Annotated in this window: 29 protein-coding genes and 4 tRNA genes; 17 read left to right on the forward strand and 16 right to left on the reverse strand. The window is 41.5% G+C overall.

What is annotated here, in order from left to right; genetic code table 11:
• The first annotated feature begins 126 nt into the window (after nt 1–126).
• Together rpmI and rplT are read left to right on the forward strand one after the other, a co-directional pair.
• The gene (rpmI, locus tag IMZ28_RS00475; RefSeq protein WP_197548704.1) at nt 127–318 is read left to right on the forward strand and encodes a 50S ribosomal protein L35; all 192 of its coding nucleotides are present in this window, start codon (nt 127–129) and stop codon (nt 316–318) included.
• A 102-nt stretch (nt 319–420) separates the two neighbouring features.
• Complete coding sequence (gene rplT / locus IMZ28_RS00480) at nt 421–777, forward strand: 50S ribosomal protein L20 (RefSeq protein WP_197548705.1); 357 nt, start codon at nt 421–423, stop codon at nt 775–777.
• A gap of 194 nt (nt 778–971) precedes the next feature.
• Here the strand turns inward: rplT and IMZ28_RS00485 are convergent, their stop codons facing one another.
• The 5 genes from IMZ28_RS00485 to IMZ28_RS00505 form a co-directional block, all read right to left on the reverse strand.
• A complete protein-coding gene (locus IMZ28_RS00485; RefSeq protein ID WP_197548706.1) occupies nt 972–1,709 on the reverse strand; it encodes a ferredoxin-thioredoxin reductase catalytic domain-containing protein in 738 nt (245 codons plus the stop codon).
• Between the two features lie 9 nt (nt 1,710–1,718).
• The gene (locus IMZ28_RS00490) at nt 1,719–2,204 is read right to left on the reverse strand and encodes an MBL fold metallo-hydrolase (protein WP_197548707.1); all 486 of its coding nucleotides are present in this window, start codon (nt 2,202–2,204) and stop codon (nt 1,719–1,721) included.
• Nucleotides 2,205–2,292: 88 nt separating this feature from the next.
• Nucleotides 2,293–2,658, reverse strand: a complete 366-nt coding sequence (locus IMZ28_RS00495) for a hypothetical protein (RefSeq protein ID WP_197548708.1) — start codon at nt 2,656–2,658, stop codon at nt 2,293–2,295.
• Nucleotides 2,659–2,674: 16 nt separating this feature from the next.
• Nucleotides 2,675–3,112, reverse strand: coding sequence for an HvfX family Cu-binding RiPP maturation protein (locus tag IMZ28_RS00500; protein WP_197548709.1), 438 nt, complete (start codon nt 3,110–3,112; stop codon nt 2,675–2,677).
• A 567-nt stretch (nt 3,113–3,679) separates the two neighbouring features.
• A complete protein-coding gene (locus IMZ28_RS00505) occupies nt 3,680–3,877 on the reverse strand; it encodes a hypothetical protein (protein WP_197548710.1) in 198 nt (65 codons plus the stop codon).
• A gap of 165 nt (nt 3,878–4,042) precedes the next feature.
• Between IMZ28_RS00505 and IMZ28_RS00510 the strand changes: the two genes are divergently transcribed.
• From IMZ28_RS00510 to IMZ28_RS00535, 6 genes are all read left to right on the forward strand, one after another.
• Nucleotides 4,043–4,543, forward strand: a complete 501-nt coding sequence (locus IMZ28_RS00510) for a gluconate 2-dehydrogenase subunit 3 family protein (protein WP_197548711.1) — start codon at nt 4,043–4,045, stop codon at nt 4,541–4,543.
• Nucleotides 4,540–6,234 (forward strand): GMC family oxidoreductase, encoded by a 1,695-nt coding sequence (locus tag IMZ28_RS00515; RefSeq protein WP_197548712.1) that lies wholly within the window; start codon nt 4,540–4,542, stop codon nt 6,232–6,234. The genes IMZ28_RS00510 and IMZ28_RS00515 overlap by 4 nt, the downstream gene beginning before the upstream one ends.
• Nucleotides 6,235–6,315: 81 nt before the next feature.
• Nucleotides 6,316–6,765, forward strand: coding sequence for a toxin-antitoxin system YwqK family antitoxin (locus IMZ28_RS00520; protein ID WP_197548713.1), 450 nt, complete (start codon nt 6,316–6,318; stop codon nt 6,763–6,765).
• Between the two features lie 12 nt (nt 6,766–6,777).
• Complete coding sequence (locus tag IMZ28_RS00525) at nt 6,778–7,455, forward strand: M48 family metallopeptidase (protein WP_197548714.1); 678 nt, start codon at nt 6,778–6,780, stop codon at nt 7,453–7,455.
• 25 nt (nt 7,456–7,480) lie between these two features.
• Entirely contained in the window at nt 7,481–7,738 is a 258-nt protein-coding gene (locus tag IMZ28_RS00530) for a hypothetical protein (RefSeq protein WP_197548715.1), read from the forward strand.
• A gap of 61 nt (nt 7,739–7,799) precedes the next feature.
• Nucleotides 7,800–8,258, forward strand: a complete 459-nt coding sequence (locus IMZ28_RS00535; protein ID WP_197548716.1) for a globin domain-containing protein — start codon at nt 7,800–7,802, stop codon at nt 8,256–8,258.
• On the opposite strand, the gene IMZ28_RS00540 is transcribed toward IMZ28_RS00535, so the two are convergent.
• The 3 genes from IMZ28_RS00540 to IMZ28_RS00550 form a co-directional block, all read right to left on the reverse strand.
• Nucleotides 8,255–9,181 (reverse strand): bifunctional methionine sulfoxide reductase B/A protein, encoded by a 927-nt coding sequence (locus IMZ28_RS00540; RefSeq protein ID WP_197548717.1) that lies wholly within the window; start codon nt 9,179–9,181, stop codon nt 8,255–8,257. The genes IMZ28_RS00535 and IMZ28_RS00540 overlap by 4 nt on opposite strands.
• Before the next feature lie 213 nt (nt 9,182–9,394).
• Complete coding sequence (locus IMZ28_RS00545) at nt 9,395–10,054, reverse strand: response regulator transcription factor (protein ID WP_197548718.1); 660 nt, start codon at nt 10,052–10,054, stop codon at nt 9,395–9,397.
• Nucleotides 10,051–10,974 (reverse strand): sensor histidine kinase, encoded by a 924-nt coding sequence (locus IMZ28_RS00550; protein WP_197548719.1) that lies wholly within the window; start codon nt 10,972–10,974, stop codon nt 10,051–10,053. Before IMZ28_RS00550 ends, IMZ28_RS00545 begins: the two co-directional genes overlap by 4 nt.
• Before the next feature lie 230 nt (nt 10,975–11,204).
• On the opposite strand from IMZ28_RS00550, the gene IMZ28_RS00555 reads away from it, so the two are divergent.
• From IMZ28_RS00555 to IMZ28_RS00570, 4 genes are all read left to right on the forward strand, one after another.
• Nucleotides 11,205–12,155 carry a TAXI family TRAP transporter solute-binding subunit gene (locus IMZ28_RS00555; protein WP_232087483.1) on the forward strand — a complete coding sequence of 317 codons (951 nt, stop codon included), beginning with the start codon at nt 11,205–11,207 and terminating at the stop codon, nt 12,153–12,155.
• Between the two features lie 27 nt (nt 12,156–12,182).
• A complete protein-coding gene (locus IMZ28_RS00560; protein ID WP_232087484.1) occupies nt 12,183–14,237 on the forward strand; it encodes a TRAP transporter permease in 2,055 nt (684 codons plus the stop codon).
• A 23-nt stretch (nt 14,238–14,260) separates the two neighbouring features.
• Nucleotides 14,261–15,487: an OprD family outer membrane porin gene (locus IMZ28_RS00565; RefSeq protein ID WP_197548721.1), complete on the forward strand. Its 1,227-nt coding sequence runs from the start codon at nt 14,261–14,263 to the stop codon at nt 15,485–15,487.
• Between the two features lie 104 nt (nt 15,488–15,591).
• Nucleotides 15,592–16,200 (forward strand): fumarylacetoacetate hydrolase family protein, encoded by a 609-nt coding sequence (locus IMZ28_RS00570; protein WP_197548722.1) that lies wholly within the window; start codon nt 15,592–15,594, stop codon nt 16,198–16,200.
• Nucleotides 16,201–16,441: 241 nt separating this feature from the next.
• On the opposite strand, the gene IMZ28_RS00575 is transcribed toward IMZ28_RS00570, so the two are convergent.
• The 3 genes from IMZ28_RS00575 to IMZ28_RS00585 all read right to left on the reverse strand — a co-directional run bounded on the left by IMZ28_RS00575 (nt 16,442) and on the right by IMZ28_RS00585 (nt 17,542).
• On the reverse strand, nt 16,442–17,050 hold the full coding sequence (locus IMZ28_RS00575; protein ID WP_197548723.1) for a porin family protein: 609 nt from the start codon (nt 17,048–17,050) through the stop codon (nt 16,442–16,444).
• Between the two features lie 272 nt (nt 17,051–17,322).
• Nucleotides 17,323–17,410: transfer RNA gene (locus IMZ28_RS00580), tRNA-Ser, on the reverse strand.
• A 56-nt stretch (nt 17,411–17,466) separates the two neighbouring features.
• Nucleotides 17,467–17,542: transfer RNA gene (locus IMZ28_RS00585), tRNA-Cys, on the reverse strand.
• Between the two features lie 19 nt (nt 17,543–17,561).
• Between IMZ28_RS00585 and IMZ28_RS11035 the strand changes: the two genes are divergently transcribed.
• Nucleotides 17,562–17,696 carry a hypothetical protein gene (locus IMZ28_RS11035; RefSeq protein WP_269472896.1) on the forward strand — a complete coding sequence of 45 codons (135 nt, stop codon included), beginning with the start codon at nt 17,562–17,564 and terminating at the stop codon, nt 17,694–17,696.
• On the opposite strand, the gene IMZ28_RS00590 is transcribed toward IMZ28_RS11035, so the two are convergent.
• Both IMZ28_RS00590 and IMZ28_RS00595 read right to left on the reverse strand, forming a co-directional pair.
• Nucleotides 17,656–17,742: transfer RNA gene (locus IMZ28_RS00590), tRNA-Leu, on the reverse strand. The genes IMZ28_RS11035 and IMZ28_RS00590 overlap by 41 nt on opposite strands.
• Nucleotides 17,743–17,839: 97 nt before the next feature.
• Nucleotides 17,840–17,914 (reverse strand) — tRNA-Gly (locus tag IMZ28_RS00595).
• A gap of 199 nt (nt 17,915–18,113) precedes the next feature.
• Here IMZ28_RS00595 and ilvD point away from each other — a divergent pair.
• Nucleotides 18,114–19,802, forward strand: a complete 1,689-nt coding sequence (gene ilvD, locus IMZ28_RS00600) for a dihydroxy-acid dehydratase (protein WP_197548724.1) — start codon at nt 18,114–18,116, stop codon at nt 19,800–19,802.
• A gap of 333 nt (nt 19,803–20,135) precedes the next feature.
• Here ilvD and IMZ28_RS00605 read toward each other — a convergent pair whose 3' ends face one another.
• Nucleotides 20,136–21,329 (reverse strand): C40 family peptidase, encoded by a 1,194-nt coding sequence (locus IMZ28_RS00605; RefSeq protein WP_197548725.1) that lies wholly within the window; start codon nt 21,327–21,329, stop codon nt 20,136–20,138.
• A 263-nt stretch (nt 21,330–21,592) separates the two neighbouring features.
• On the opposite strand from IMZ28_RS00605, the gene radC reads away from it, so the two are divergent.
• Nucleotides 21,593–22,300, forward strand: coding sequence for a RadC family protein (gene radC / locus IMZ28_RS00610; RefSeq protein WP_232087485.1), 708 nt, complete (start codon nt 21,593–21,595; stop codon nt 22,298–22,300).
• Between the two features lie 64 nt (nt 22,301–22,364).
• Here the strand turns inward: radC and IMZ28_RS00615 are convergent, their stop codons facing one another.
• A complete protein-coding gene (locus IMZ28_RS00615) occupies nt 22,365–22,712 on the reverse strand; it encodes a hypothetical protein (RefSeq protein WP_197548726.1) in 348 nt (115 codons plus the stop codon).
• Between the two features lie 261 nt (nt 22,713–22,973).
• Nucleotides 22,974–23,732: a TIGR01458 family HAD-type hydrolase gene (locus IMZ28_RS00620; RefSeq protein WP_197548727.1), complete on the reverse strand. Its 759-nt coding sequence runs from the start codon at nt 23,730–23,732 to the stop codon at nt 22,974–22,976.
• Nucleotides 23,733–24,011: 279 nt separating this feature from the next.
• Between IMZ28_RS00620 and IMZ28_RS00625 the strand changes: the two genes are divergently transcribed.
• Together IMZ28_RS00625 and IMZ28_RS00630 are read left to right on the forward strand one after the other, a co-directional pair.
• Complete coding sequence (locus IMZ28_RS00625) at nt 24,012–24,239, forward strand: helix-turn-helix domain-containing protein (protein ID WP_197548728.1); 228 nt, start codon at nt 24,012–24,014, stop codon at nt 24,237–24,239.
• On the forward strand, nt 24,240–26,213 hold the full coding sequence (locus tag IMZ28_RS00630) for a DUF2075 domain-containing protein (protein WP_197548729.1): 1,974 nt from the start codon (nt 24,240–24,242) through the stop codon (nt 26,211–26,213).
• The last annotated feature ends 302 nt before the right edge of the window (nt 26,214–26,515 follow it).

The raw sequence follows: 26,515 nt of genomic DNA on the forward strand, positions 1-26,515 counted from the left end.
GCCGGCAGATGAAGGATAACATTAATTTATAAATATTTCAGAAAATTTCGGTATAATACCGTCCCATTTTATGACAATAGAACAGCAGTTCCATTGCACATAAAAAATTCAACAGGGAGTAAGCATATGCCTAAAATGAAAAGCGTAAAAGGCGCTGTAAAGCGTTTTAAAGTGAAAAAAAGCGGCAAGATCAAAAGAGGAACGGCGTACAGAAGCCACATCCTTACCAAAGTTGACGGCAAGCATCACAGACAGATGAGAAGTCCGAAGCATGTTGACGCAGTAGATGCAAAAAACATCAAAGAGATGATCGTATAAGACGATTCAACTGAAGTAGAGGTTCCCCCGAAAACGGGGCAAGTTCAAACTCTGAGAAGTTTGACACCTATTTCTGAATAAAGAAAACGGTAAAGGAAAACCATGAGAGTAAAAACTGGTATTGTTAGACACAGACGTCACAAAAAACTATTAAAACAGGCAAGAGGGTTCTACAGCGGTAGAAGAAAACATTTCAGAAAAGCGAAAGAACAACTCGAGCGTTCATTAGTATATGCTTACAGAGATAGAAGACAAAAGAAAAGAGATTTCAGAAAACTCTGGATCATTCGTATTAATGCGGCGGCAAGACTCAATGGCTTGAACTATTCAAGATTTATGCACGGTCTTAAACTCGCAAACATCGAGCTTGACAGAAAGATTCTTGCCGATATGGCAATGAACAATCCTGAAGCCTTCACTAAAGTAGCGGAAGCTTCCAAAGCAGCATTGGCTAAATAATTCTATTTCCTGGGGAGCTTTTGCTCCCCATCCCTTTATCTTCTTATATCATTCTCCCATTTTGCTTCACTTTATTTAAGCTAATATAAAGATATGCTATTATCAATGATTTTTACGGACATGATGCAGGTGATCTGGACTTTTAGATGCATAGTGTTGCAACAGGGGTCTCTTTCGGAAGAGGGAAGGCTGTACTATCCCTTTTTAATATCTCCCGAATAGGCAATGATCCCGGGTCTGAGGTTGCATACATGTTCAAATCCCAAAGCCTTCATAGCGTGCTGTACCTGGAAACTTCTGCTTCCAGTATGGCAGTAAACGATGACAGGGGAGTCTTTCTTATCATTGTGTTCTTCGATTTTTGCATAGAACTGTGAGGTTGGTACAAGAGAGTCTGTTCCTGCGATGTGCCCCATCTGGAATTCCATAAATTCACGTACATCTATCAGTGTAAAGTCAACCATACCCAGATTTCTGGCTTCAAGGAGTGCCTCAAGTTCATCTCCATCAAGCTGTTCTTCTTTCAGCAGCATCCGGGCTTGCTCTTTGGTAAGGCCTTTTGAGTGCTGGTGTACGACCTCTTCTATCTCATCATGTTGTGCCTGTGCTGCAGCATATTCGGGAGTACAGAATATTCCGCAGTGGCACAGCCCGTCTTCCGGGATCTCCTTTTCAAGAGCCGGTTTACACGGACAGATACGGTTATCAGCACTCTTTTGCTCCTCTTTGGTTTCTCCAATGACCATGAAACAGGGACAGAATCTTTTACCGTAAATAAGCTTGTTGCGTGCAAGCCCCATGGCGACACCTTCGTTGACCTCTTCATTGGGGTTCTGTACGAACCCGAACTGCTTGTTGACCTTTTGTACAAAATTCCATGTTTTTTCCAGTTCTGCCTGGAATTCATCAGAATGCATATCTATCTGCTGCATGATAGTCCTTTAATAGGTTGTTTTGTTAAGCTCCTGTGCAATAGTATCAAATTCTTTTGCAAACTCTGCCATTCTCTCAGCCCAGTGCTCCAAAAAATTTTTGGTTTTGTTCAGATCGATATGAATATGTGTTTCATTGACTTCTATACCGGCCTCTTTCTCTTCAACTACCCCTCGGTGTATATCAGCAGTCAGCCTGTCTGTTTTTTCTTTCACTGTTTTGGCAAATTGTTCCAAGTAGCTTTTTGTCTTGTCGGTATCGATAATGATCTTTCCGTCAGGAGTGGTGATAATACCGATATTTGCAAGTTTCCCCTGCTGTTGTATTTCAAGCTCTCTCTTACGTTTGGCTTCTGCTTCTGCTTGGAGCTCTCTGAGCAGCTCTTCTCTTGCCTGTTGTGCCACTTTTTTATCATGTTCAGCCTGGTCTTTTTGTTTTTCCTGGCATCCTGTGAGCGCTGCAAGAACAATAAGAGATATAAGTATTTGTTTCATGAAGTACCTTTTTTTGAATAAAAGATATTATACATGATTTGTGAAGAAAATGTGAAAGTGTGTGCCAAAGGCACACGAATAGGGAGAGTTAGTTGGAACCGCATTTGCCTTTGCCGCATTTACCGCTTTTTTTCATATCTTCCATCTTTTTACTTTCCATTGTCCCGGCACCGGATTTGCCGGCTTGGCATTTTTGTCCTTTGGGAGATACTTTGTTTGCACCGCATTTACCAGCCTGACACTTCATCTCTTTGGGGACACCTTTCCCTTCACCGCATTTGCCTGCTTGACATTTCATCTTTTTGGGAGATACTTTGTTTGCACCACATTTACCGGTTTGACACTTCATCTCTTTGGGTGCTTCTTTCCCTGATCCGCAGGTAGCGTTAGCTGCAGTAAGTGTAAAGGCGGCGGCACCCGCGATGATAAGTCCAAGTTGTAGCAATTTTTTCATGATTTTTCCTTTTTTATTATTGTTCATCCCCAAACAGCAGGTGGTCGAGACTGAATTTTCCGGCTCCAAACGAAGCAAATATAGTTAAGAACAACATATAGTAAAGCGGTATCTCAAAACCGTTGTTACCAGCACTGAATCCGTGTGGAAGGTGTACCGTGATGATCGCTACTGTCATAACAACGATCAAGGGAAGTGAGATAAGACGCGTAAAGAGTCCCAATGTCAAAAGAACTACACCTGTTATTTCAGTTGTTGCAGCCATATAGGCATTAAGTGTCGGGAACGGAATGCCTATAGAGCCAAACCATGTTGCTACTGCACTGATGTCAGACCACTTCTGCATAGCCGGTTCATAGAAACCGTATGCGATAGCCAGACGGGCAAACAGCAAGGAGAGACTCTGTCCATGACTTAACAGATCTTTTGTAAATGGGTAGATATGTTTTAACATGGGAACTCCTTTTTAGATTTTTTATATGCCGTATCACAATGATTTGATACAGTGAAAGTATAGGGTAACTGTTGTGTAATGCGTGTGTAAATGTTTAAGATCGGAGTGTTGGTATATGTATGCTGTCAGCAGGCAGAACATGATTGGTGTATGGAGGAAGAGGAAAGGGAATTTGTATAAGGGCACCTCTAATAACCCCATACGCCCATAATGGGTTTTGCAGATGTGAGATTTTGCAAGAGGCTTTCAAGTCCTAGCCAAAGCTAAGACGATGGAAGCCTCTTGTGAAAGATCGCGTCTGCAAAGCCCACCCTTTGGGCAATGCCGGCTTTGCCCTATGCGGCGTTACACTTTTTCGACTTAGCTACGGCTAGGTCTGTAAAGTGTGCCTTGCCTAGAACAAAGCCGGCAATGTTATGAGCATATGGGGTTATTAGAGGTGCCCATAAGATCAAATATTTCCGGATGAATAGTGATCAACGGAATAAGAAAAGAGTATGCTGTGTTACGAATAACGATGCGCAACACAGGAAGCCGGGTAAAGAGGGAGTGTGAAGCAAATAAATACTATTTACCGCATTTTTCGCCGCTTTGGCATTTTGCATCTGTCTGTTTTTCTCCAGCGCATTTTTTAGCTTTTGCCTGGTCACTCTGGCACTTGCCTGACTGGCACTTCTGTTCTGCATCAGCATTTTCGCTTGTTGTACACCCTGTAAACATGATCAATGCCAATCCTATTAATGAACCGAAAAGTAACTTTTTCATTTTATTCTCCTTATATGAAGTTGTTTTTATCTGACAGATAGCAGTATAATATGTTGTGTGTGCAAGTTGTGTGCAGCAATTTGCACTGAGAGTACACATAAAAGTGTTACGATACCGTAAACCATGGATAATTTACACAAAGAAGCACAAAAGAAAGATACGAAAATGAAAAGAAGAGATTTTTTAATTATAGGTTCAGCATTAGGGTTGTCTCCCTATCTTAAAGCAGAGGTTGATACCGGATTTGAAAAAGAGTTCAAAGAGGTAGAAAAGACCATTGCTGCGGTACAGGAGCATATGTTTCCCGAAGGCAGCAAGCTTCCCTCTGCCAAAAAGATGAACACTATCTCCTTTCTGTTCCAGACGATCAGTCATCCAACGTATGACAAGGATATCAGAACCTTTGTGATCGAAGGGGCCGGAGAGCTTATGCATAGGGAGAAGGGTAAATTCATTCATTACAGTGAGGAGAGAAAGGAGAGTGCTTTGAGAGAGTATGAAAAGACAAACTACGGCAGAAACTGGCTCTCCCGCATTATGACCCTGACCATGGAAGCGATCTTCAGCGACCCTGTATATGGCAGCAATATCAAAGAGGAGGGCTGGAAAAGCGTGCAGAGTTTTGGTGGACTTCCCAGACCCGAAACGAGGTACATTAGGCTATGAGCAAAGATGAATTTGATGTTGTGGTCATCGGGTCGGGTGCCAGTGGAGGAGCAGTAGCCTATACATTGTGCAAAGCCGGATACAAAGTAGCAGTTCTGGAGAAAGGACGGCTTATCCGGCGTGATGAGTTTTCCAAAGATGAGCTGGCATACTGCAGACGTGATATCGTCACTCCCAATCTTTTTGAAGAGTATCATGTCATAGAAGAGAAGGTGAACGGAAAATGGGAAGCGACCCCAACATATGATTCAGGGTGGAGCTTCTGGAACGGGAACATTGTCGGGGGCTCATCAAATTTCATGAGCGGTATGCTGCACCGTCTTCATCCTGATGATTTCCGGCTTAAAAGCAAGTATGGAGAGATAGAGGGAGCCAATGTGGTCGACTGGCCCATCAGCTATGAGGAGCTTGAGCCCTATTATACTTTGGCAGAGGAGATTGTCGGAATATCAGGATATTATGAGCCGCATCCTTATGAACCGCCAAGAAGTACCCCCGGTTTTACGCAGCCCCCTACAAGAGAGAATGCTGTAGTCACACTGCTGGATAAAAGCTGTAAAGCACTGGGTATCAGGTCTCTGGTGACTCCAAGGGCAGTTCTCTCTCGGGACAAAGGCCATCGGAAGGCTTGCTACTACTCCAATTTCTGTGGAAGTTACGGATGCAGTTCCGGTGCCAAAGGAAGCTCCAGGGAAGCCCTCCTCAAACCGGCGCTGGCAACAGGAAACCTGACACTGATGACCAATACCCATGTTAAATATCTGCATACAGAGCAGAAAGATCGTGTCAACAGTGCTGTAGCAATTGACACTGTTACAGGAAAAGAGAAAAAGATCTATGCCAGACTCTTCGTTGTAGCGGCACAGGCACATGAGAGCGCCAGACTGCTGCTGAATTCGGCAAACAAGTATCATCCGGAGGGTCTTGCCAACAGCAGTGGGGAGCTGGGGAAGAATCTCATCTTCTCAGGAGGCGGTTCCGGACAGGGGGAGCTGCATGAAAATGAACTGAAAGAGATCTCTTTTGGCGAACTGATGCAGACAGGATACTTTGTCAACCGCTCCATCCTTGACTGGTACTTTGTTGATGACTGGTGGCATGGCAAGTTCAAGGGCGGTTCGGTAGAGTTTATGTTTGAACATCAGAACATCATCTCAAGGGCAAGAAAGAACAACTATGAAGAGGGCAGACTGGTTTGGGGTAAAGCACTTGGAGAGAGGGTGGTTGATCGCTTTACCAAACAGAAAAGTATCCGTTTCGAGATCTTTAACGACTGGCTGCCAAATGACAACTGTTTTGTCTCACTGGACCCAACACACAAGGATAAATACGGTATGCCTGTAGGAAAACTGCGTATCGGTGCACATCCGCAGGATATCAAAGTAGGAAAATATATTGCCAAAAAATGTGAGGCAGTTCTTGAAGAGATGGGAGCAAAGAATATCTACTCTTCCATCTCTGCCGATCCGGCACAAAATCTTGTTGCAGGGGGGTGCCGTTTCGGTAATGATCCTAAAACATCGGTCCTTAACAAATACTGTCAGGCACATGATGTTCCAAATCTCTTTGTGGCCGATGCAAGTTTTATGCCAACAGGTGGTTCGGTTGCCTATACCTGGACAATATATGCCAATGCATTCCGGGTGGCCGACCATATTGCCAAGATACTGAAAAAAGGTATGCCGGGTTAATTCTGGGAGCATTTGCAATGGCAAGGCAAAGTAATTTATAGTATACTGTCTCCATTAAATGTGCATCAGGAGTTTACAATTATGAAACTATCATCTCTGCTTTTGCTACTCTTTTCACTTCTTTTTTTTACAGCATGTGAAGGGCCGTCCATGGGTGGAGAAAAGGTGAAAAAAGAGTACTTCACCAATGGTCAGATCCGTTCAGAGTTCATCATGAGTGACAATACAGAACAGAATGGTCTATTGAAAAGATATGGATCTGACGGGAAGCTTACTTCTACTGTTCCTATCCGGTTCGGGCTCAAGAATGGTGTAGAGAAACTCTATGATGAAGAGGGTCGTGTCCTGAAGAGCACACCTTACGTTAACGGAAAGAAACACGGTGAAGAGAAAGGTTACTATCCCAGTGGTGATGTATGGTTTGTCATGCCTTACCAAAATGGTATACTGAACGGCCGTGCCTACATCTACCGAAAAGACGGTAAAGTGCTGAGAAAGGGTATTTACAGAGACGGCAGGCTTGTCAACTGACCAGGTACCACCTTGACTACAATACTCCCGTATTATACGCATATTGTCAATCCCAGGCTCAGGCATACCTATCTGAGCTTTGACGGGGAGGGGAATCTTCTTGTCAAGTCACCTAAAGTGCCACAGAGGTATATTGAGCAGCTGCTGCTTCAAAAAGCTGACTGGATCAGACGATCCCGACAGAAGATCCTCAAGAAGAAAGGACGTATTTCCCGTATCCATCATGAAATGGAGCTTTATTATCTGGGGAAATCGTATCCTTTGCAATTTCGGGAACATGCAAAAAAGAGAGTTGAGTTTTGTTTTGAAGAGAGCGGTTTTTCTCTGCTATATAACAGACTTGATATGCAGCAGTTCCAGAAACGGATCTATGCATTCTACAAAACAGCTGCCAGGGAGACAATCCCCCCGCTTGTGGATAAATGGGCAGAAAGAATGAGCCTCTATCCGGAGAGTATAATATTTCGAAAAGCCAGGCGGCAGTGGGGAAGCTGTTCAGGAGAGAACAGGCTCAGTTTCAATACAATGCTGATGAAGCTTCCTCTGGAAGTCATAGAGTATGTGATAGTACATGAGTTGGCACACATACGCCATAAACACCACCAGAAAGCGTTTTGGAAGCTGGTAGAGGAGACGATGCCGGACTACAGAAAGCAGGTGGACATACTCAAAACCTATACCCCTGTGTAAGGAGTTTCCCATCGATATCTATCTTTTGCTTTTTCTTATTATTGTTCTGGTCGGATCAGTCACGGTCTATATCTATTATCTTAAAGAGAAAAAAGAGCAGCTCGATGCTATCAAGCGTGGTTTCTGTCCACGCTGCCGAAAAAAGAGTATAGAGCTTATCGATCAGCGTTCAGGAGGATGTTCGGGTCCAAAGATCCTGAGTTTTGAATGCGGCGAATGCGGGTATCACAACAGTTTCTCTGTCGAAAACGGAGGCGGGTGCGGAAGCGGCAGCTGCCGATAGTTGACACCGGGGTATTTTCCTGCTATAACATTTCCTAAAAAGAGTCTAAAAAAGGATCATTATGCAATTTTCTACACTGGATTTTTCGATCCAACCCTATATTGAAGGGGTTAACCCTCCGGTTACCAAGCCCAATCCGGCATTTTTGGAAGATATCGGTGAAGAGGGGATGAGGGAACTTCTGGACCGTTTCTATATGAAACTTTTTGAGAGTCCTATCAAACATCTTTTTCCGGAAGAGAGAGATGCTATGAAGGCGGCAGGGCAGAATTCGGCAGATTTTTTTATACAGATCTGCGGGGGTCCCAAATATTTCAATAAGAACAGGGGTGCACCGCAAATGCGGACCCGGCATGCCCCTTTTGCCATTACGCCAGAAGCACGGCTTCACTGGCTGGTACTTTTTGAAGAGTCGCTGCAGCCGATTATCGAGCAGAAGCTTACAAGTGAAGAGAATATTCAGAGTTTCTGGAACTACTTGAATGTATTCTCCCAGTGGATGGTCAATACAAAGGCTTAATCAAACCGCTTCACGTATCCGTGACAGTAAGGCTTTGAGCCTTTACGCTCATAATAGTCCTGATGATATTGTTCAGCCGGATAAAAAGGGGATTTCTTTTTTATCTGAGTCGTTACACTGTAGCCTTTTTTTTCTAAAAGCATGATCAGTTTTTCTACTGTTTTGCGCTCCCGGGGTGTTGAAACAAAAATGGCTGAGAGGTACTGTTCTCCAATATCAGGACCCTGCCCGTCTTTCTGGGTCGGATCATGGATCTCGAAAAAGGTTTTTGCCAGCTCTTCATAGGAAATTTTACCGGGGTCATAGAGCACTTCGACCGTTTCCAGATGTCCGGTATTCATGTAGACAACCTCTTTGTATCCGGGATTCTTTGTTTCTCCTCCCATGAATCCGGATATCACCTCTTTGACTCCATCAAGCTTCTCAAGATAGTACTCCACTCCCCAGAAACATCCACCGGCAAAGTAGGCTTTTTTCAAACCTTTTGCTATTGTTTTCTGTCTGTCAAGATTGAGTGAGACAGAGTTGACACAGTGGCGTGTGTTTTTGGGTGTCAGTCCTTCTCCTCTGAAAATATGTCCCAAATGGGCACCGCATTCTGCGCAGACTATCTCTGTTCGCATGCCGTCTGCATCGGGGAGTTCTTTGATCGCACCTGGAATGGCATCATCAAAGCTTGGCCACCCGCAATGAGAGTTGAACTTGTCGTCTGATCTGTAAAGCGGCGTATCACATACTTTGCATCTGTAAACACCCTCTTTGGTTGTATTGACATATTTTCCGGAGAAAGGCTGTTCTGTCCCTTTGTCAACAATGACATGCTTCTCCAGTGTTGATAGTGTACTGATTTTTGATTGCCAAGGACCGAAGTCTGCAAGAAGCAGAGTACTTAAAAGTGTACAATATAATATTAGTGGTTTCATCGGTAATACCTTTAGGTAATGGTTATTGCCATCTTATCAGAAGGATGTGCAAATGATGTGGAACATCAACAGCGGGCTTACAGAAGAGAAAAGAGCCGAATTTTAAAAAAAGACAAGAGGTTCTCTCTGTACTTCAATATCCTGAAGGTATCAGATACAGCAACTATCGGAAAATATGTTTACACCATAATAGTGACCTGGCCGCAAAACAGCTCAAACAGGTCTTTTGATCATATACCCCATATTCCTGATATTGATAATAATATCTTCTTTTAGTGCTTTTTTCAGACGGTTTACCTCTGCCCTTATGGTTGGGATCTCAACATCCATATTGTCCCAGGCATATTCCTGAAAAAGTGCATAGTCGACTACCCGGCTTCGATTATTGGCAAGAAGTATAAGGATCTTTAGCTGCCTTGCCGGCAAAACCTGGACTTCCCCCTTGAATCTCAGTGTAGAAGATTCAATATCAAGACTGTAGTTCTTTGAGAGCCTTAAGTGAGAATGGGGGATATAATCAGATTGCAGTATCTTATCTATCCTGATAGACAACTCTTTAAGATGAAACGGTTTCTTGAGGTAGTCATGACACCCAAGAGTAAAAGCACGGGAAATGTCATCTATGTCTATAATAGCCGATATAAAAATAGTGGGGATCTGTATTTTGTTTTTCTGTAGCATCTCAAGGAGTGTCAGTCCATCGATGTTTGGCACATTGATATCCAAAATAAGAAGGTCAAAGCAGTTCTCCTGCAGTGAGTGCAATACAGATTCTCCGTCTTTGAAGGTTTGAACGGCATGACCTTTTATGATAAGGAACTTACTGATCGCCTCACTAAGCAACAGGTCGTCTTCAAGTAATAAAATTTTCATTGTATTTCCTTGTTGAAATAGTATTCGAATGAAGTATTGTTATTATCGGAGTGAAGCACTATCCTGATATTCTCCTCATCACATATGGTTTTGACCAGACTTAAACCAAGACCAAGACCATCTTTACTATGATTTTCTCTGTAGTATGCATTAAAAATCTGTTCCGGGTCTTCTATGGTTGCGGAATTGGTGGAAATTTTAAAAATATAATGTTTTTTGTTTTCATAAAGTTTTATGTGTATCACCTCAAACTCTTTTGTGTATTTTATTGCATTTGTAATGTTGTTGTCAATAATACGTTGCAACTTGGTTTCATTTATTTTAACAGTAGTTTGAGTGCAATGGTTTGTAAATTCAAATGAGAGTTTTGATTGTTTTGCAACAATATCAAAAAACTCTATTCTGCTCTTTATAAAATCTGCCAAGACAAGTTCCTGTTTCGGATAAACAATTTTATCTTTTTGGGTAAGGTAGCTTAGGTCATCATAAATACCGTACATATTTTTGGTAGCGGCTTCAATATTTGAGAGGATATTGTGTTTTCCTGATACAAGTTCAAAAAGTTCGATATTCGCCATGATGATTGCAAGCGGCGTATGTGTTTCGTGTACCGCATAGCGCAGAAAAAGTTTTTGTGACTTAAGCAGTTCCTGAGAGTACTCTTTCTCTTTTTTCAATTTGTTTTCATAGTCCTGGCGGGATAAACGCATAAGCTTGAGGTAAAAAAGATTAAGGACAAACACCAGGATACCGTAGGGCAGCAAGATAGCTAAATTTTCAGTGTCTTTAAACAGCGCGACCAGGCCAAGTGAAAAAGTAAAGATAAATGCAACCATGCCAAACATATGCATAGAGTATGTCCGGAATATTTGCTTAAGCATCTGTTTAAGCAAAAGAAAATGATATGCATATCGTATCAATCGTTCCCCTTTTTGCTACATATTTCATCGTATATTATGATAGCCAATATTTATTTGAATTGTTTTGTATATCGTAGCAGGATCATATTATAAATTAGTAAAAAATAATTTAATTTTATATGTAAAAATTTATTTTATGCTTTAATGCTATTTTGAGGCTATTTTTATCTGCTACAATTTCACTATCGATCTTTAAGGCGATATATACATAACCACATTGGAGGATTTTCATGAAAAAAATAATGATGAGTACAGCACTGATTGCTGCAATAAGCATTCCATCATTTGCTACGCAGTTTATTACGATTGGTACAGGTGGAGTCACCGGTACATATTACCCGACCGGCGGCGCTATTTGCCGGATGATGAACAAAGATAGAAAGACCACAGGAATTCGATGTTCCGTAGAGTCAACCGGAGGATCTGTCTACAATGTAAACACGATCAATGCCAATGAACTTGATTTTGGTATTGCACAGAGTGATACTGCGTATCAGGCATACCATGGTGAAGGAAAATTTAAAGGTAAGGCAATTAAAGGTTTGAGGTCTGTATTGGCAATTTATCCTGAGCTTTTGGCATTTGTTGTGACAAAATCATCAGGGATCAAGTCTTTGGCAGATGTGAAAGGGAAAAAAATCAATATAGATATTCCCGGTTCCGGTACAAGAATGACGACAGATATCGTACTTGAAGCGTTTGGTATCAAGCATTCAGATATGGCACTTGCAAATGAGTTGAAATCAAGTGAAGGACCAACAATGTTGAAAGATAACAAAATTGATGGTTACTTTGGTGTATTCGGGCATCCGACAGCAAATATCAAAGATGCTGCAAACTCTGTAGATATCGATCTGGTACCTATTGAAGGGAAACCTATTGATGATCTGGTCAAGAAATATTCTTATTATGCAAAAGGTGTAATTTCGGGTTCTTTCTATAAAGGTGTAGAGCATGATACGCCAAGTATCGGGGTAAAAGCAGTGCTTGTCACCAAAGACAGTATTGATGACAAGGTTGTTTATACTGTAGCAAAGACGATTCTTGATAATTTTGATGAGTTCAAAAAACTTCATCCTGCCTATAAAACGATCACAAAAGAGTCACTGCTTGATGGTCTTGCAGTACCGCAGCATCCGGGTGCGATCAAAGCGTTTAAAGAAGCAGGCCTTTTAAAATAGGGCCCTGCTATGAAGGAAAATCAGCATATGGATGAACAATTCATAGAGAATGAAGAGAAACTATTAGAAGAGCTTGAAGGGCAGAGAAACCTGAAAGAGGGTTCATGGCAGTACTGGATGATCGCCATTATTGCATTTACATGGTCACTGTACCAGCTTTATGTAGTAGTGGTGCCTACCAACAGTGTCTTTGTGAGATCTTTTCACCTGGCATTTGCCCTGGCACTGGTATTTGCAATGTACCCAATGTTTCGAACGCCTAAAACCATGAGCAGTATACCCTGGTATAATTTCCCCATAGGTATTGCTGCGGTCATAGGTACCTTGTACATCTTCATGAACTATGATGCCCTCAATGCACGAAGCGGAGCGTGGTCTCATCTGGATGTTGGTATGGGTATTTTAAGTATTATATTGCTTCTAAAGGCGGCAAGACGTTCTTTGGGTATGGCATTGCCGGTAATTGCGGCTATTTTTATACTGTATGACTATTTTGGTCAGTACATGCCCGACTTGATTGCACATAAAGGTGCAAGCATTAACAAGATCGTAGGACAGATGTATCTTACAACTGAAGGTATATTTGGTGTACCTCTTGGCGTAAGTGCTTCTTATGTTTTCCTGTTTGTACTTTTTGGAGCACTGCTTGAAAGAGCAGGTGCAGGAAAGTATTTTATTGACCTGGCTTATGCCCTGCTTGGCAAATATGATGGCGGACCGGCCAAAGCATCTGTCGCAGCATCAGGTATGATGGGAATCATCTCAGGCAGTTCTATCGCAAATACGGTCACAACGGGTACTTTTACGATACCACTTATGAAAAAGCTGGGTTTCCCTGGGCACAAGGCAGCTTCTGTTGAAGTAGCAGCTTCAACCAATGGACAGCTTATGCCTCCTATTATGGGGGCTGCAGCATTTATTATTGCAGAGTTTCTGGGCTTGGCATATACTGATGTGATCATGGCAGCAGCCATACCGGCATTTGTAAGTTACTTTGCACTTTTTTATATTGTGCATTTGGAAGCTAAAAAGCTGGGTATCAAGGGAGAAGACCCTTCCAAGTTAGCACGTGCATTTGATATTTTTAAGGGCGGGATCCATTATATCGTGCCTATATTTTTTCTTATGTACACGCTTATCATACTGAGACAGTCTCCTCAGATGGCAGCGTTTAATGCTATTTTCTTCATGATGCTTATTATGGTACTTCAACGTCCTGCATATGCATTTCTGGAAAAACGTGAGTTAACACAGGAAGTATGGCTAAGCGGTTTTGTTGATATTGGTCATGGAATGATCAATGGTGCCAAGAATATGGTACCTATCGCAATTGCCACAGCGGTTGCGGGTATTGTTGTCGGTTCGGTAACACTTACAGGTATAGGACTGATACTTGCTGAGGTTATTGAAGAGCTATCGGGTGGATATATTATCGCGGTATTGCTTCTTACAGCAGTGGTGTCACTCATTCTTGGTATGGGACTGCCCACAACGGCAAACTATATCGTTATGGCAGCACTTACCGCACCGGTGATCATGTCACTTGCAAATGATCTGGGTTATCTGATCCCTGCTATAGCAGCACATCTCTTTGTATTCTACTTTGGAATACTGGCGGATGATACGCCCCCTGTCGGGATGGCAGCTTATGCTGCCGCAGGGATAGCAAAGAGCGACCCCATTAAAACAGGCTTGCAGGGGTTTGCCTATGACATAAGAACAGCCATACTGCCATTTGCGTTCTTCTTCAATAATAAACTCTTGCTGATAGAGGGAGTAGATGCAGTAGATCCAAACAATCCTGCTTTATGGCAGTGGATCACAAATCCCGGTGAGATAGGGCTTATTTTTATTACAGCAGCTGCAGGAATGTTTGCATTCTCTTCTGCAACACAAGGCTGGGTATTGACTAAAACAACAGGTATTGAAAGAGTTCTGTTGTTGGCGGTTGTACCCTTTATGCTTATACCAAACATGACCAGTTCATGGCTTGGTATGGATTCGGAGTACTTATCGTACGCAATAGGTTTTGCAATATATGGCGTAGTCTATTTTATGCAAAAGAATAAAATTCAAGATTAAAAATTAAAAACAAGGGAGTTAAAATGAAAAAAGGTTTACTACTATCAATAGCGGCATCAACAATGATCATGGCAGGTGGAGATATCGTCCCCGCAGCACCGGCAGCAGAGGCACCAGCAGTAAGTACAGGAAGTTTTGGTGATGCGCTTGAAAATGGTACATTCACAGCGAATATGAGACTGTTCTATATGAACAGAAGCTTTGATATAGCAGGCACACCGGATGCAGAAGCATTGACTGCAGGAGGGATTGTGAAGTATGAGAGCGGTGACTACCATGGGTTCAAGTTTGGTTTTGCATACTATGGAAGCCACAAAGTAGGAGATTTCTTTGATAGAACGGATGGGATCGGTACAAGTCTTTTGCAGTCAAATGGTGATGATATCGCATTCCTTGGGGAAGCATATTTGCAATATGATGTGAGTAACACTATGTTTAAAGTAGGTCGCCAAAGACTTGCTACCCCGCTTATGCAGGATCATGACCTTAGACTCCTGCCATCTACGTATGAGGCTGCTATTGTGCGTAATAAAGATATTCAGGATACTATGGTAGAAGTAGGATATGTCAAGCGTTACAGCGGGTTTGTCTCCAAATTAAGCGGTTTTGATGATATAGATAATAAATGGGGTAAAGACGGTCTTGGATATATTTATATTAAAAACAAGAGTATTGAGAACCTGACAGTAAGAGCCCAATACATTAAAGCACTTTCAGATACAGCTGTGGACGGTACTCCTATTGATGTGGAAGACTACAGATATATTGATCTGAAATACAACCTTCCGTTTGGAAATAAAACATATTTCAAAGCACAGTACGGAGGCAACTCTTACCAAAATGCAGATGACTCTACACTGGTTGGGGCAAAAATAGGTACATCATTCGGTATGTTCGATGTTGCGGCACTCTATGACAAAATTTCGGATAACTCATTCAAAGCAGTTGAATCAGGGCCTATGTATTCTGATTGGCAACAGGGATACAGCAACTATGAAGCAAGTACAGCAGTTGGTGCTCAGTTGGTAGTAAGACCGCTTGATGGACTTAGTTTGAAATTCGGTTATGTTGATGTCAGTGCAGATGAAGGTAATGTAAGAGATGACTTTTCAGAGTTTAACTTTGATGGAAAATATGCTATTAACAGTTACTCCAAGATCAGAGTAAGATACTCTATCAAAGATCAGACAGATACTTCAGACAGAGAAGACAGAGATGACTTCAGAATTATCTACTATATGAACTTTTAAAACACAAGTATCAAGAGCGCTGCTCTTGATGCTGTTCTGTAATGTATTCTCAGTGAACCTATGCCTTGGTGGGTTTACTGAAAATAGATATAAAGGAGAGGTACATGCGAACCATACAATATGAAAGTGAAAATATCACTCCGTCAAAAGTGATCTGTGTAGGCAGGAACTATGTAGCCCATATAGAAGAGTTAAACAATGAAACACCAGACAGCATGGTATTATTCAACAAGCCAAATTCAGCGATTACAAACCAGCTTGAGTATATACAGGAAGATTGCCGCTTTGAAGGTGAGATCTGTTTTCTTATTAAAGAGAACAAGATAGAAGGCGTGGGCTTTGGGCTGGACTTGACCAAAGCAGGTATACAAAATAAGATGAAAGAGAAGGGACTTCCCTGGGAGAGAGCCAAAAGCTTCGACGGTTCTGCTGTTTTGAGCAGGTTTGTAAAATGCAGTGGAAATATAGAAACACTTGAGATGAAGCTCTATATCAATGATGTGCTTGCCCAGCATGCAGACTATGATCTGATGATATACAAGCCCGAAAGCATTGTAAGTGAAATAGCCTCTTTTATGAGCTTTGAAGATGGGGATATCATCATGAGCGGTACACCAAAGGGTGTAGCAACTTACTCCAAAGGTGATATTTTTGCCGCTGAGATCTATATGGATGGAAAGCTGGTGCTGCAAGAAGAGTTCATAGCACGGTAACAATGCAAGGAGGCAGTAGAGTGTTCTGGCAGAGAATAGTCAGGCGGATCGTACTGTCATCCTGTGGATGTGACTATTGCTGAGGGCAATCCATTTTGCACCTCTCAAAAGATAGTAAAACTTTATATTTCCCGAACACTACAAAATTCTGAAAATAGAGGTAGCAAAAAAGCAGAAAAGTATTAAATGCAAAAGAATAAATGAGGCCTCTTCAGACCATGAGGCCTGAAGAAAAAACTTCTTAGAATTTGTAGGTTACCCCAAAGTTCCAGGTATCAATGGTAAGGTCCTCACCACTATTCGTATCGTCATATAAACTGACATAATCCATAAATACAGCTATATCTGAAGTAAATTCATACGAGGCACCTAAACCCCATTGAAAACCATCTGTATCATAGGGAGGTTTTCCTCCGCCAATTTCAGGATCGGTATCACCATACCCAAGCAATGCATAAATGTCGATCTCATTGGTGACAGGGTACATTGGTTTTACATAAATACCCCATGCATCTGCAGAAAAATCCGCCGAGCCGTAAATATCACTCCACTCTCCATCAGTGAACCAGTATCTGCCCTCTACCGCTACATAAGGGTTGATTTTATACCCGGCCTGCAGCATCAATGCGTCAAAGTTCTCGTCATGATCGTAGCTGGGATCCGGATAGTTGTTGTAAGCAAGGCCCATATTCCCCAGGCCATATGCCATACCTACATAGAAACCGGCATCCTGTGGTGCTGCTACTACAGGGGTTTCTACTACTGGTTCAACCGGAGCGATGCTTCCACCCGCCATTGCGAATGTACCCATTGCTGCGAGCGCAGCAATTGAAAGTGTTACTTTTTTCATAATATACTCCTTGTTTGGTTCGTATATGTCTCCATTATAGCACAATAAATAAAGTATTGGTATAGTCATACTATTCTTTACCGAGGTAGTATGTCCGGATATAGTGGAAGATCCCTTCCTGGCAGAGAAATAACCTTTTCCCGGGATCCACAATAAATGCACTAAGCTCTGGATTGTATTTTGGTGTGGGAGGGAGAATGGAAATAGTAAAATAGATTGAAATATATCAAGTTAGACTGTATTGTGCATAAAGAAGGATTGTTTAAAATAGATGGCCGGGAGAGGGGGATTCGAACCCCCGGAGGTGTTACCCTCACCGGTTTTCAAGACCGGCACATTCGACCACTCTGACATCTCCCGACAGTAAAAAGAAGTATGCAATTTTACCCTAAAAAGATAAAAAATACATAGTATTATGGAGGAACCAGCCGGACTCGAACCGGCGAATAGCAGCTTTGCAGGCTGCGGCCTTACCAACTTGGCGATGGTTCCATGTAAAATAAATGGTTTGATGAGACATCAAATCAAGTACACTCAAAAAACGGCTATCCGTTTGGGCCCTGCATGGAGCAGAACAATAGTGTACCATTTGATGTCTCATCAAATGGTACCCGGAGCCGGACTTGAACCGGCACGGTCGCAATGACCGGGGGATTTTAAGTCCCCTGTGTCTACCATTCCACCACCCGGGCTTCGTAGGTACCAAATATATCTTAAATACTAAAGAACGTCAAACTATTTTATGTAAAGTCTGATTATTTTTATTTAGGCAGTGTTTTTTATAATTTATGGAGCGGGCGAAGGGATTCGAACCCTCGGCCCCCACCTTGGCAAGGTGATGCTCTACCCCTGAGCTACGCCCGCATATCCATACCGCATTCAAGCATATGCTTAAAATTGGAGTGCGATTATAACCAATTTTTTTTTAAATGTAAATAGTAATTGTGCTATAATCACCAAAAAATATGAAAATCTTCAAAATCAAAGCCCTAAAACCGTAAGGCAAAGCTTTAGTGAGAGGAGTTTCAGGGGGCATATTGCCTCAAAAAGGAGAAGTTGAACTATGAGAAGTGATGAGATAAAAAAAGGGCATAGCCGTGCGCCACACAGAAGTCTGCTTCGTGCTACCGGTCTGAGAGATGAGGATTTTGAGAAGCCGTTCATTGGAGTAGCCAATTCTTTTATCGAACTGATCCCCGGGCACTACTTTCTGAATAAAGTGGGAGAGATCATCAAAGAGGAGATCAGGGCAAACGGATGTGTGCCTTTTGAGTTCAATACCATTGGAGTAGATGACGGGATCGCAATGGGGCATGACGGGATGCTCTATTCTCTTCCAAGTCGTGAGATCATTGCCAACTCCATAGAAACGGTCATGAATGCGCATAAGCTTGATGCGATGATCGCTGTTCCAAACTGTGACAAGATCGTACCGGGGATGATCATGGGGGCATTGCGCGTGGATGTGCCGACTGTATTCGTTTCAGGGGGACCGATGGCGGCAGGACACAAAAAAGATGGTACTCCTATTGACCTTGCAACGGCTTTTGAAGCGGTAGGGCAGTTCGAAGCAGGCGAGATCGATGAGGAAGAGTTGACCGATATTGAATGTAACGCCTGTCCAAGCGGAGGGTCATGTTCGGGGATGTTTACCGCCAACTCTATGAACACACTGATGGAAGCTATGGGGATCGCGCTTCCGGGTAACGGTACGATTCTTGCATTGACCCCCGAACGAGAGGAGCTGTACAGAAAAGCGGCAAGACGTATCTGTGAGATCGCAAAAGCCGATGCTGCGACGCGTGAGAAATTCAGGCTGAGAAACATTCTGAACGAGAATGCTGTACGCAATGCTTTTGCGGTTGATATGGCAATGGGAGGAAGCTCCAATACGGTACTTCATATGCTTGCCATAGCCAAAGAGGCGGAAGTAGATTTCAACCTTCAGGATATCAATGCCATCAGCAAACGTGTTTCACATATCGCCAAGATCTCTCCGTCACTGACAACCGTACATATGGAAGATATAAACAAGGCCGGTGGTGTAAGTGCTGTTATGCATGAGATGGCCAAGAGGGGAGAGGATATCCTTCTTGACAACCCTACCATTACAGGAGAGTCTCTCTATGAGCGTATAAAAGATGCAAAGATCCTCGATACAAATATCATTCATACGATCGATAATCCGTACTCGGAAGTAGGCGGACTGGCAATACTGTACGGTAATCTTGCCGAACAGGGGGCAGTCATCAAGACAGCAGGGATCACCGGAGACAGAGTCTTTACCGGTACAGCGGTCTGTTTTGATTCTCAGGATGATGCGATAGAGGGGATCATCAGCGGCAAGGTAAAAGCAGGGAACGTGGTTGTTATACGTTATGAGGGGCCTCGCGGCGGTCCTGGTATGCAGGAGATGCTTTCGCCTACTTCACTCATCATGGGTATGGGACTGGGAGACAAGGTGGCGCTCATTACTGACGGGAGGTTCTCGGGTGCGACCAGAGGGGCAAGTATCGGTCATGTAAGCCCGGAAGCGGCAGAAGGCGGAATGATCGGTCTGCTTGAGGATGGTGACGAGATCCATATTGATGTGGACAACTATATTCTTGAGGTCAGACTCAGTGATGCAGAGATAGCTGAGCGCCGTGCGCGATTCAAGCCGATCGTAAAGCCGCTTAAAAGCAAATGGCTTAAGCAGTATCGAGCTCTTGTAACCAATGCAAGCAGCGGAGCGGTACTCGAAGCAGAGTAGTCTGCTGCCTGCTGCAAAGCAGCTCTTTTCTACAGGCTGTGAAAAGCCGATCTTATTTTATTTAAAGCCTCCAACACCTTTCATTCTGATACATCTGACAAGCTTTTGGGAGGGTTCACTGTGCATCATTTCCATATCACACTGCTCTTGTTGAGACGGTATTGTCAGAAGTACCCAGTTAGGAGGGAGTAGATCACAGGATGATAATGCATAGCTGTAAAGCAATGAGATCGTGATCTTTCTTATGTATTCAGGGATGATATATGGCAGGAGAAGAGTGGGGTATGGAGGGGGAGAAACTTCCTGCCTCTTCAGGGCAGGAAAGCAGGGCATTTATAGAGAAGCGACTCTTCTGGCACCTTTGAACCTCTGGCTGTAGAATGGTTTCTTCAGGCTTGTGATCACTACCTTCTTTTTAGCTGAGCTGGCATGGATGAATTTGTTGTTTCCGATGTATATCCCTACATGGTTGACGTATCCTTTACGCTTTTTTGAGGTATCGAAAAATACCAGGTCTCCAGGCTGAAGCTCATTTCTTTTGACGGGTTTACCGTACTTGGACTGCTCAATAGCACGTCTAGGGATATTGATACCGTTCGCCTTGCAGACATAGCTTGTAAGTCCGGAACAGTCAAAGGTGTTTTTCTGTCCTACCGCTCCCCAGACATAGCGTTTTCCAAGTTTCTTCTTGGCAAGAGAGATGATCTTTCTTGATTTTGCCGGAAGTTTTTCTTTGTGTTTGCTGCTTTTTCCGAAAACAATATCGTTGAGTGTATATTTCTTTGGTTTTTTGACACGTGTAGATGCAAGTCTTTTGGATTTAAGACGTGTCAGTGTTTTTGCCAGTTTTTTCTCTTGTGCTTTTGGTTTGTGTTTCGCGATCTTTATCTTTTTCTTATAGGCGGCTGTTTTACCGGGAATGGTCAGGACCTGTCCCAGTCTAAGTATCTGCCCCTTTTTGAGACGGTTGGCTTTACGCAGCGCTGCTACTGTGGTATGGTGTTTTTTTGCAAGAGTTGAGAGCGTATCACCTTTTCTGATAACATATTTTTTGTTTGTTCGGCTTTTTTGGGCAAGATGCTTTTTCTTTTGGTTGCTTTTTTGGGCTGTTTTTCTCTTTGCCTTTGTGTTTGATGAAGCTGTCGGTACTTTGATCACACGACCCAATTTCAGAATCTCGTCTTTTTTAATGCCGTTGATCTTGCAGAGCGCATCAATGGTCGTATGATTCTTTTTTGCAATGGTATAGAGAGATTCTCCGCTTTTGACCGTATGTTTGGCGGTTCTGTTTGCTGCTTTTGTGTTTGATGAAGCTGTCGGTACTTTGATCGCACGACCTACTTTCAGTATCTCGTCTTTTTTAATGCCGTTGATCTTGCAGAGCGCATCAATGGTCGTATGATTCTTTTTTGCGATGGTATAGAGAGATTCTCCGCTTTTGACCGTATGTTTGACGGTTGTGTTTGCTGCATATGATGTAACTGTTGCGATGGAGAGTGGAAGCAGTAGTTTGTAAAGTCGTTTCAATCAAATCTCCTCTAAAATATATTATATTTGGCATATTTTCCAGTCAGACAAATATCCATACTAAAAAATATGTAACATATGATTCTAGCAATTGTAACTATATTCGATTAATAAAAAATAAACACACATTTAAATATAACTTAAAGCTATACCTGTATATTAAAGCAGGTTCGCTGTTGGAGTATTTTTATCTGCATAGTTCAAGTCAAATGACTTTTAAAAACAGATGTATATCTGTCTTGTTCCGCTAAAAATATGACAATATGACAGATATTTTATTTTTATCCGGCAGTCTGGTTTATACTGCTTCTATGAAAACGATCAAAGAGCTGCATAAACAGGATAAACCCAGAGAGAAGCTTGTCCATAAAGGTGCCCAGGCATTGAAAAACGATGAACTGCTCTCCATACTGCTTGGTTCGGGGGTACAGGGCAAAGATGTCCGTAAACTCTCCAAAGAGATCATTGCGCTGTTTGAGAAGGGTTTTGATGAACTTACGGTCGAAAAACTCTGTGATGTCCATGGACTCGGCATGGCAAAAGCATCACAGATAGTGGCTGCCATAGAGCTTGGCAGACGTTACTTGATCAAAAATAATAAACGGATCACGTCTGCGCAGGATGTTTATGAGGAGCTCAAGGCATATGTTGACAGGGTACAAGAGTATTTTTTGACCATTACACTTGATGGAGCTTCACATATTATTCAGACACGTACCGTGTTTATCGGGACGCTCAATCAGTCACTGGTGCATCCGCGTGAAGTCTTTGCCGATGCTATTTGTGACAGAGCTGCCGGTATTGTCATTGCACACAATCATCCCTCCGGTACTCTGGAGCCAAGCAGAGCCGATCTGCAGATCACAGACAGGCTTAAAGAGGTTGCCCGACTGGTCGGCATAGAACTGCTCGATCATGTCATACTCTCAAAGCATGGCTATTACAGTTTTTCTGATGAAGGATTATTGTAGGATACGGTACTTGCCATGCATCTTCCCGCCTTCCTGGAGAAGGTGTATATAGCGGAATTTTGGATTAATCGTCCTCTTTCAGGGCATAGGCACCGGGAGAGGGGGTAATACTGTAGATTTTGTAGATGGACAAAATGTTTTTTGTAAATGCGGTATCCATACCAAGCTCTTCTGCGGTTTTTTTAAGCACTTGAACAACCTTCGGGTCCATTGTCGTTACTTCAATAAGCAGGTCCCCTTTATATCCTCTATAGGTTCGGATATCTATAATATCATACTCAAGTGCCTTTCGGATGAATGCCTTTCTCTCTTTGCTCATGCTGCAATCTGAGGAAGCAAGGTTTGCTACCGGTTTTCCGTGTACCCAGATATTCTCTTCAAGTGCATTCTCACTGAAAGACTCATTGGCCATTTTTTCCCCTTTTGGTTTTATTGTTTTTTCTAGATTATAGCACAAAACAGTTTTTGGTTTCCGTGTGCTGATGTTTCTGTGATCTTATACTGTTATGTTGGACGATTGTTGTCTTCACTGAGGCACATTTTGACCCTATATGTCATGACTCCAAGAGAGGAAAGTATGGAGGTTGGGCAAGGATAATGGCAGGTTTTTGGATGTCAGTTCTGCTGACTGGAACAAGCAGTGCGGGCAGTCGATAAAACAGCATGGATACCCTTATATGGAAAGATGTCTGTTCAGTGCATTGACATCTTCCAGGAGCAGGTCCGGGACGATCCCTTTGTCAAGGTCTTTGCTGCCGAACTTCCCTGTTTGGACCAGTGCAGTTTTCAAACCGGCATCCTGCGCCCCTTTGATGTCTGCTTCGATGTCATCACCGATCATCAATACTTCGGAAGGTCTCACTCCCATGGATTCGACTGCAAGATGAAAAAAGGTTCTGCTTGGTTTCCCGATGATCTGAGCCTCTTTACCGGTGGCATACTCCAAAGCCTGAACAAAGCCTCCTGCATCCATCGAGAGTGCACCGTCATCATCTTTAAAGTATCGGTTCTTTGCTGCTGCAATGAGATCTGCTCCGTTTACAAGTGCCCGAAATGCACGGTTGAGGTGCGGGTAGTCGAAGTTGGTATGGGCATCTCCCACCACTACATAGTCAGGGTTCTCCGAGGTCATCTCTTCAAAATAACGTGATGCTTCATCTGTCATGACTGTCAAGGCAGTTGCCTGTTGTTTGCTTAAAAATGCTCTGGTCGCACTCAGGGCGGTAAAAAGCTCTTCTTCTGCAACATGGAAACCAAAATCGGTAAGTTTTTTTAAAATAGAAGAGGGGAGACGTCTGGTGGTATTGGTCAAAAAACGCATGGGATATTTTTTTTGCAGAGAGTCGATGGTCTCTGGAGCCCCTTCAATGACAGAAGAGCCTGTATAGAGTACCCCGCCAATGTCAAAAAGCAAGCCTTTGATCTGTTTCATGCACGTCTCCTTTCTGTAGTTTGTTTCCATAGAAGCTATTATATAACAAACGGGAGGGAATGTGTGTGGAGTATGAAACTTTAATAAGGGATGGGCTTATTAAAGGATAATTGGGTTTCCTTTAATAGTGGAGTTTGTTATTAAAGTTTTGTAGGGTAAGTTTTAATAATGATATATGAAGTATCTAGGAAGCTTTATAAAGCTATTCAATAATTATAACATATAAATGAGACTTATTGTCCGTTGTTTTACTGTCATCAATTCTTGTAAACTTGGATCATGGAAAATCAAGAACAAGAACTACTAAATCAGCTTGCAAACAAAATTAAATATCAAAGAAATAAACTTGGAATATCTCAAGAGAAATTAGCAGAAAAATGTAATTTTGATAGGACATACATAAGTTTATTAGAAAGAGCAAAACGAAATCCATCTTATTTGAGTTTGAAAAAATTGTGTCACGGCTTGGAAATAGAATTAAGTGATTTATTAAAAGAGTCATCATAAATGACACGAGCATACTATTCAAATACATTAAAGACATTTTTAATTGATAAAAACAATAATATTTTAGGACAGCTTGCAAGATATCATACACATGCGTTGGAAGATTTACAAAAAAATGCATGGCTAAAACAAATCGATATTCTAAAAAAAACTTTTAGAAATATAGAAGATGGATATATATTTTTTGAGTTTTCAATTCCAAGAATGGGAAAAAGGGTTGATAATATTGTTGTTATTGATGATTCAGTTTTTATTATTGAATTTAAAGTGGGTTCAACTTCATATGACAACTACGCAATAGAACAAGTTTTAGACTATGCATTAGATTTAAAAAATTTTCATGAAGGAAGTCATCATGTAAAGCTATTTCCACTTTTGGTAGCTACAGAATCAAGTACAAAAAATAATAAAATTAAAACTCTACATGAATTACTCTTTAGTCCGTTGCTTGTTAATAAAGATAATATTCTTGAAAATATCAACAGCTGTTTAGCATATAGTGATTCTGATAAAGTTGATCCAAATATGTGGGCTAATGCAATTTATAAACCTACTCCTACTATTATTGAGGCAGCACAGGCTTTGTACAAGGGGCATAACGTTCAAGAGATATCCCGGTCAGATTCGGGAGCTATAAATTTATCTATTACAACTGAGACAATAAATAACATCATTGAGTATTCCAAACAAAACAGCCTAAAATCTATTTGTTTTATAACAGGTGTTCCTGGTGCAGGTAAGACACTTGCGGGATTAAATATTGCAAATGAAAGAATGAATATTGATGCAAATGAACATGCAGTTTTTTTATCTGGAAATGGACCGTTAGTTGAGGTATTGCGAGAAGCATTAACAAGAGATGAAGTACTCAATGCAAAAAGTAATGGGATAAAATTAACAAAAAAAGAAGCTGCCATTAAATCTCATGCGTTTATTCAAAATATACATCACTTTAGAGATGATGCATTAATAAATAGTCAAGCACCTATAGAGAAAGTTGTTGTATTTGATGAAGCTCAAAGAGCATGGAATAAAAAACAGACAAGTGATTTTATGAAAAGAAAAAAAGGACAGGATGATTTTGATTTATCTGAGCCGCATTTTCTTATTGAGGTTATGGATAGGCATACGGATTGGTGTACAATTATTTGTCTGATTGGTGGGGGACAAGAAATAAATGTAGGTGAAGCGGGATTAGAAGAATGGATCAATTCGTTAAAAAATAATTTTACTGACTGGAATATATTTTATTCAAATTTAATCATAGAAGACAAAAATTATTTAAGAGATTTTACTTTGAAGCAATGGTTAAAAAGAAAAGTAAAATCTGAAGATAAATTACATTTATCAGTATCTGTGCGTTCATTTAGGTCAGAAAAACTATCTGAGTTTGTACACTCAATACTCGATATAAATACAATAAAAGCTAAAGAAATATATACAAATTACTTAAAAAATAACTATCCTGTCAAAATTACTAGAAATTTCCATAAAGCAAAACAATGGCTAAAAGAGCAGACATTGGGAAGTGAGCGTAATGGGGTAGTAGCATCATCGGGTGCATATAGATTAAGACCTTTTGGTATTAATGTAAAAAGTAAAATTGATGCTCCAACTTGGTTTTTGAATGATAAAAATGATGTAAGATCATCATATTTTCATGAAGAGATAGCTACAGAATTCGATATCCAAGGTTTAGAATTAGATTGGATATGTGTTTGTTGGGATGGTGATTTTTATTTAAAAAATAATCAGTGGGTATATAGAAAATTTAAAGGAACGAAATGGCAAAAAATCAATAAAGAAATAACAAGACACTATTTATTAAATGCTTATAGAGTCTTATTGACCAGGGCACGGCAAGGCATGATTATATTTATTCCAAATGGATCAGATGAAGATCATACGCGATTGGCTGAGTATTATGATGAGACTTTTCAGTATTTCAAAGAAATTGAAATTGAAGAAATTTGATTACACTAATTCAAGGAATCAGTGCAACCTCTAAGAAGAGGATGTGAAAGAGTTGTTTGCGTATAAAGAATGATATAAAATTTAAAATATGATGGATAAGTTTGAAGATTTTATAAAGAGAATAGTGTAAGTATATGGCAGAGAGGAAGGGAAAAGCTTTGGAGTATAACCCGTCTTTTTTGAATCTTACCCGTTATTTTCTATAGTTCCCTATAGCTCGTGCTTTCCTCGTATTTTTGTTATCTAAGGTTTCCTATAATTATTTATATTTTATAGAAAGTTGGTTGCCAGAGGGTTGCCAA

It is taken from the genome of Sulfurovum indicum, from assembly GCF_014931715.1.
Classification (GTDB): Bacteria; Campylobacterota; Campylobacteria; order Campylobacterales; family Sulfurovaceae; genus Sulfurovum; species Sulfurovum indicum.

Coding starts and splice junctions, on each gene's coding strand:
- IMZ28_RS00495 (WP_197548708.1), bottom strand. CDS start 2,658: ATGAAAAAATTGCTACAACTTGGACTTATCATCGCGGGTGCCGCCGCC.
- IMZ28_RS00545 (WP_197548718.1), bottom strand. CDS start 10,054: ATGAAAATTTTATTACTTGAAGACGACCTGTTGCTTAGTGAGGCGATC.
- radC (WP_232087485.1), top strand. CDS start 21,593: ATGACAGATATTTTATTTTTATCCGGCAGTCTGGTTTATACTGCTTCT.
- rpmI (WP_197548704.1), top strand. CDS start 127: ATGCCTAAAATGAAAAGCGTAAAAGGCGCTGTAAAGCGTTTTAAAGTG.
- IMZ28_RS00510 (WP_197548711.1), top strand. CDS start 4,043: ATGAAAAGAAGAGATTTTTTAATTATAGGTTCAGCATTAGGGTTGTCT.
- IMZ28_RS00615 (WP_197548726.1), bottom strand. CDS start 22,712: ATGGCCAATGAGTCTTTCAGTGAGAATGCACTTGAAGAGAATATCTGG.
- IMZ28_RS00620 (WP_197548727.1), bottom strand. CDS start 23,732: ATGAAACAGATCAAAGGCTTGCTTTTTGACATTGGCGGGGTACTCTAT.
- IMZ28_RS00500 (WP_197548709.1), bottom strand. CDS start 3,112: ATGTTAAAACATATCTACCCATTTACAAAAGATCTGTTAAGTCATGGA.
- IMZ28_RS00570 (WP_197548722.1), top strand. CDS start 15,592: ATGCGAACCATACAATATGAAAGTGAAAATATCACTCCGTCAAAAGTG.
- IMZ28_RS00515 (WP_197548712.1), top strand. CDS start 4,540: ATGAGCAAAGATGAATTTGATGTTGTGGTCATCGGGTCGGGTGCCAGT.
- IMZ28_RS00520 (WP_197548713.1), top strand. CDS start 6,316: ATGAAACTATCATCTCTGCTTTTGCTACTCTTTTCACTTCTTTTTTTT.
- IMZ28_RS00625 (WP_197548728.1), top strand. CDS start 24,012: ATGGAAAATCAAGAACAAGAACTACTAAATCAGCTTGCAAACAAAATT.
- IMZ28_RS00555 (WP_232087483.1), top strand. CDS start 11,205: ATGAAAAAAATAATGATGAGTACAGCACTGATTGCTGCAATAAGCATT.
- IMZ28_RS00490 (WP_197548707.1), bottom strand. CDS start 2,204: ATGAAACAAATACTTATATCTCTTATTGTTCTTGCAGCGCTCACAGGA.
- IMZ28_RS11035 (WP_269472896.1), top strand. CDS start 17,562: ATGAGACATCAAATCAAGTACACTCAAAAAACGGCTATCCGTTTGGGC.
- IMZ28_RS00565 (WP_197548721.1), top strand. CDS start 14,261: ATGAAAAAAGGTTTACTACTATCAATAGCGGCATCAACAATGATCATG.
- IMZ28_RS00560 (WP_232087484.1), top strand. CDS start 12,183: ATGGATGAACAATTCATAGAGAATGAAGAGAAACTATTAGAAGAGCTT.
- rplT (WP_197548705.1), top strand. CDS start 421: ATGAGAGTAAAAACTGGTATTGTTAGACACAGACGTCACAAAAAACTA.
- ilvD (WP_197548724.1), top strand. CDS start 18,114: ATGAGAAGTGATGAGATAAAAAAAGGGCATAGCCGTGCGCCACACAGA.
- IMZ28_RS00630 (WP_197548729.1), top strand. CDS start 24,240: ATGACACGAGCATACTATTCAAATACATTAAAGACATTTTTAATTGAT.
- IMZ28_RS00535 (WP_197548716.1), top strand. CDS start 7,800: ATGCAATTTTCTACACTGGATTTTTCGATCCAACCCTATATTGAAGGG.
- IMZ28_RS00485 (WP_197548706.1), bottom strand. CDS start 1,709: ATGCAGCAGATAGATATGCATTCTGATGAATTCCAGGCAGAACTGGAA.
- IMZ28_RS00505 (WP_197548710.1), bottom strand. CDS start 3,877: ATGAAAAAGTTACTTTTCGGTTCATTAATAGGATTGGCATTGATCATG.
- IMZ28_RS00575 (WP_197548723.1), bottom strand. CDS start 17,050: ATGAAAAAAGTAACACTTTCAATTGCTGCGCTCGCAGCAATGGGTACA.
- IMZ28_RS00540 (WP_197548717.1), bottom strand. CDS start 9,181: ATGAAACCACTAATATTATATTGTACACTTTTAAGTACTCTGCTTCTT.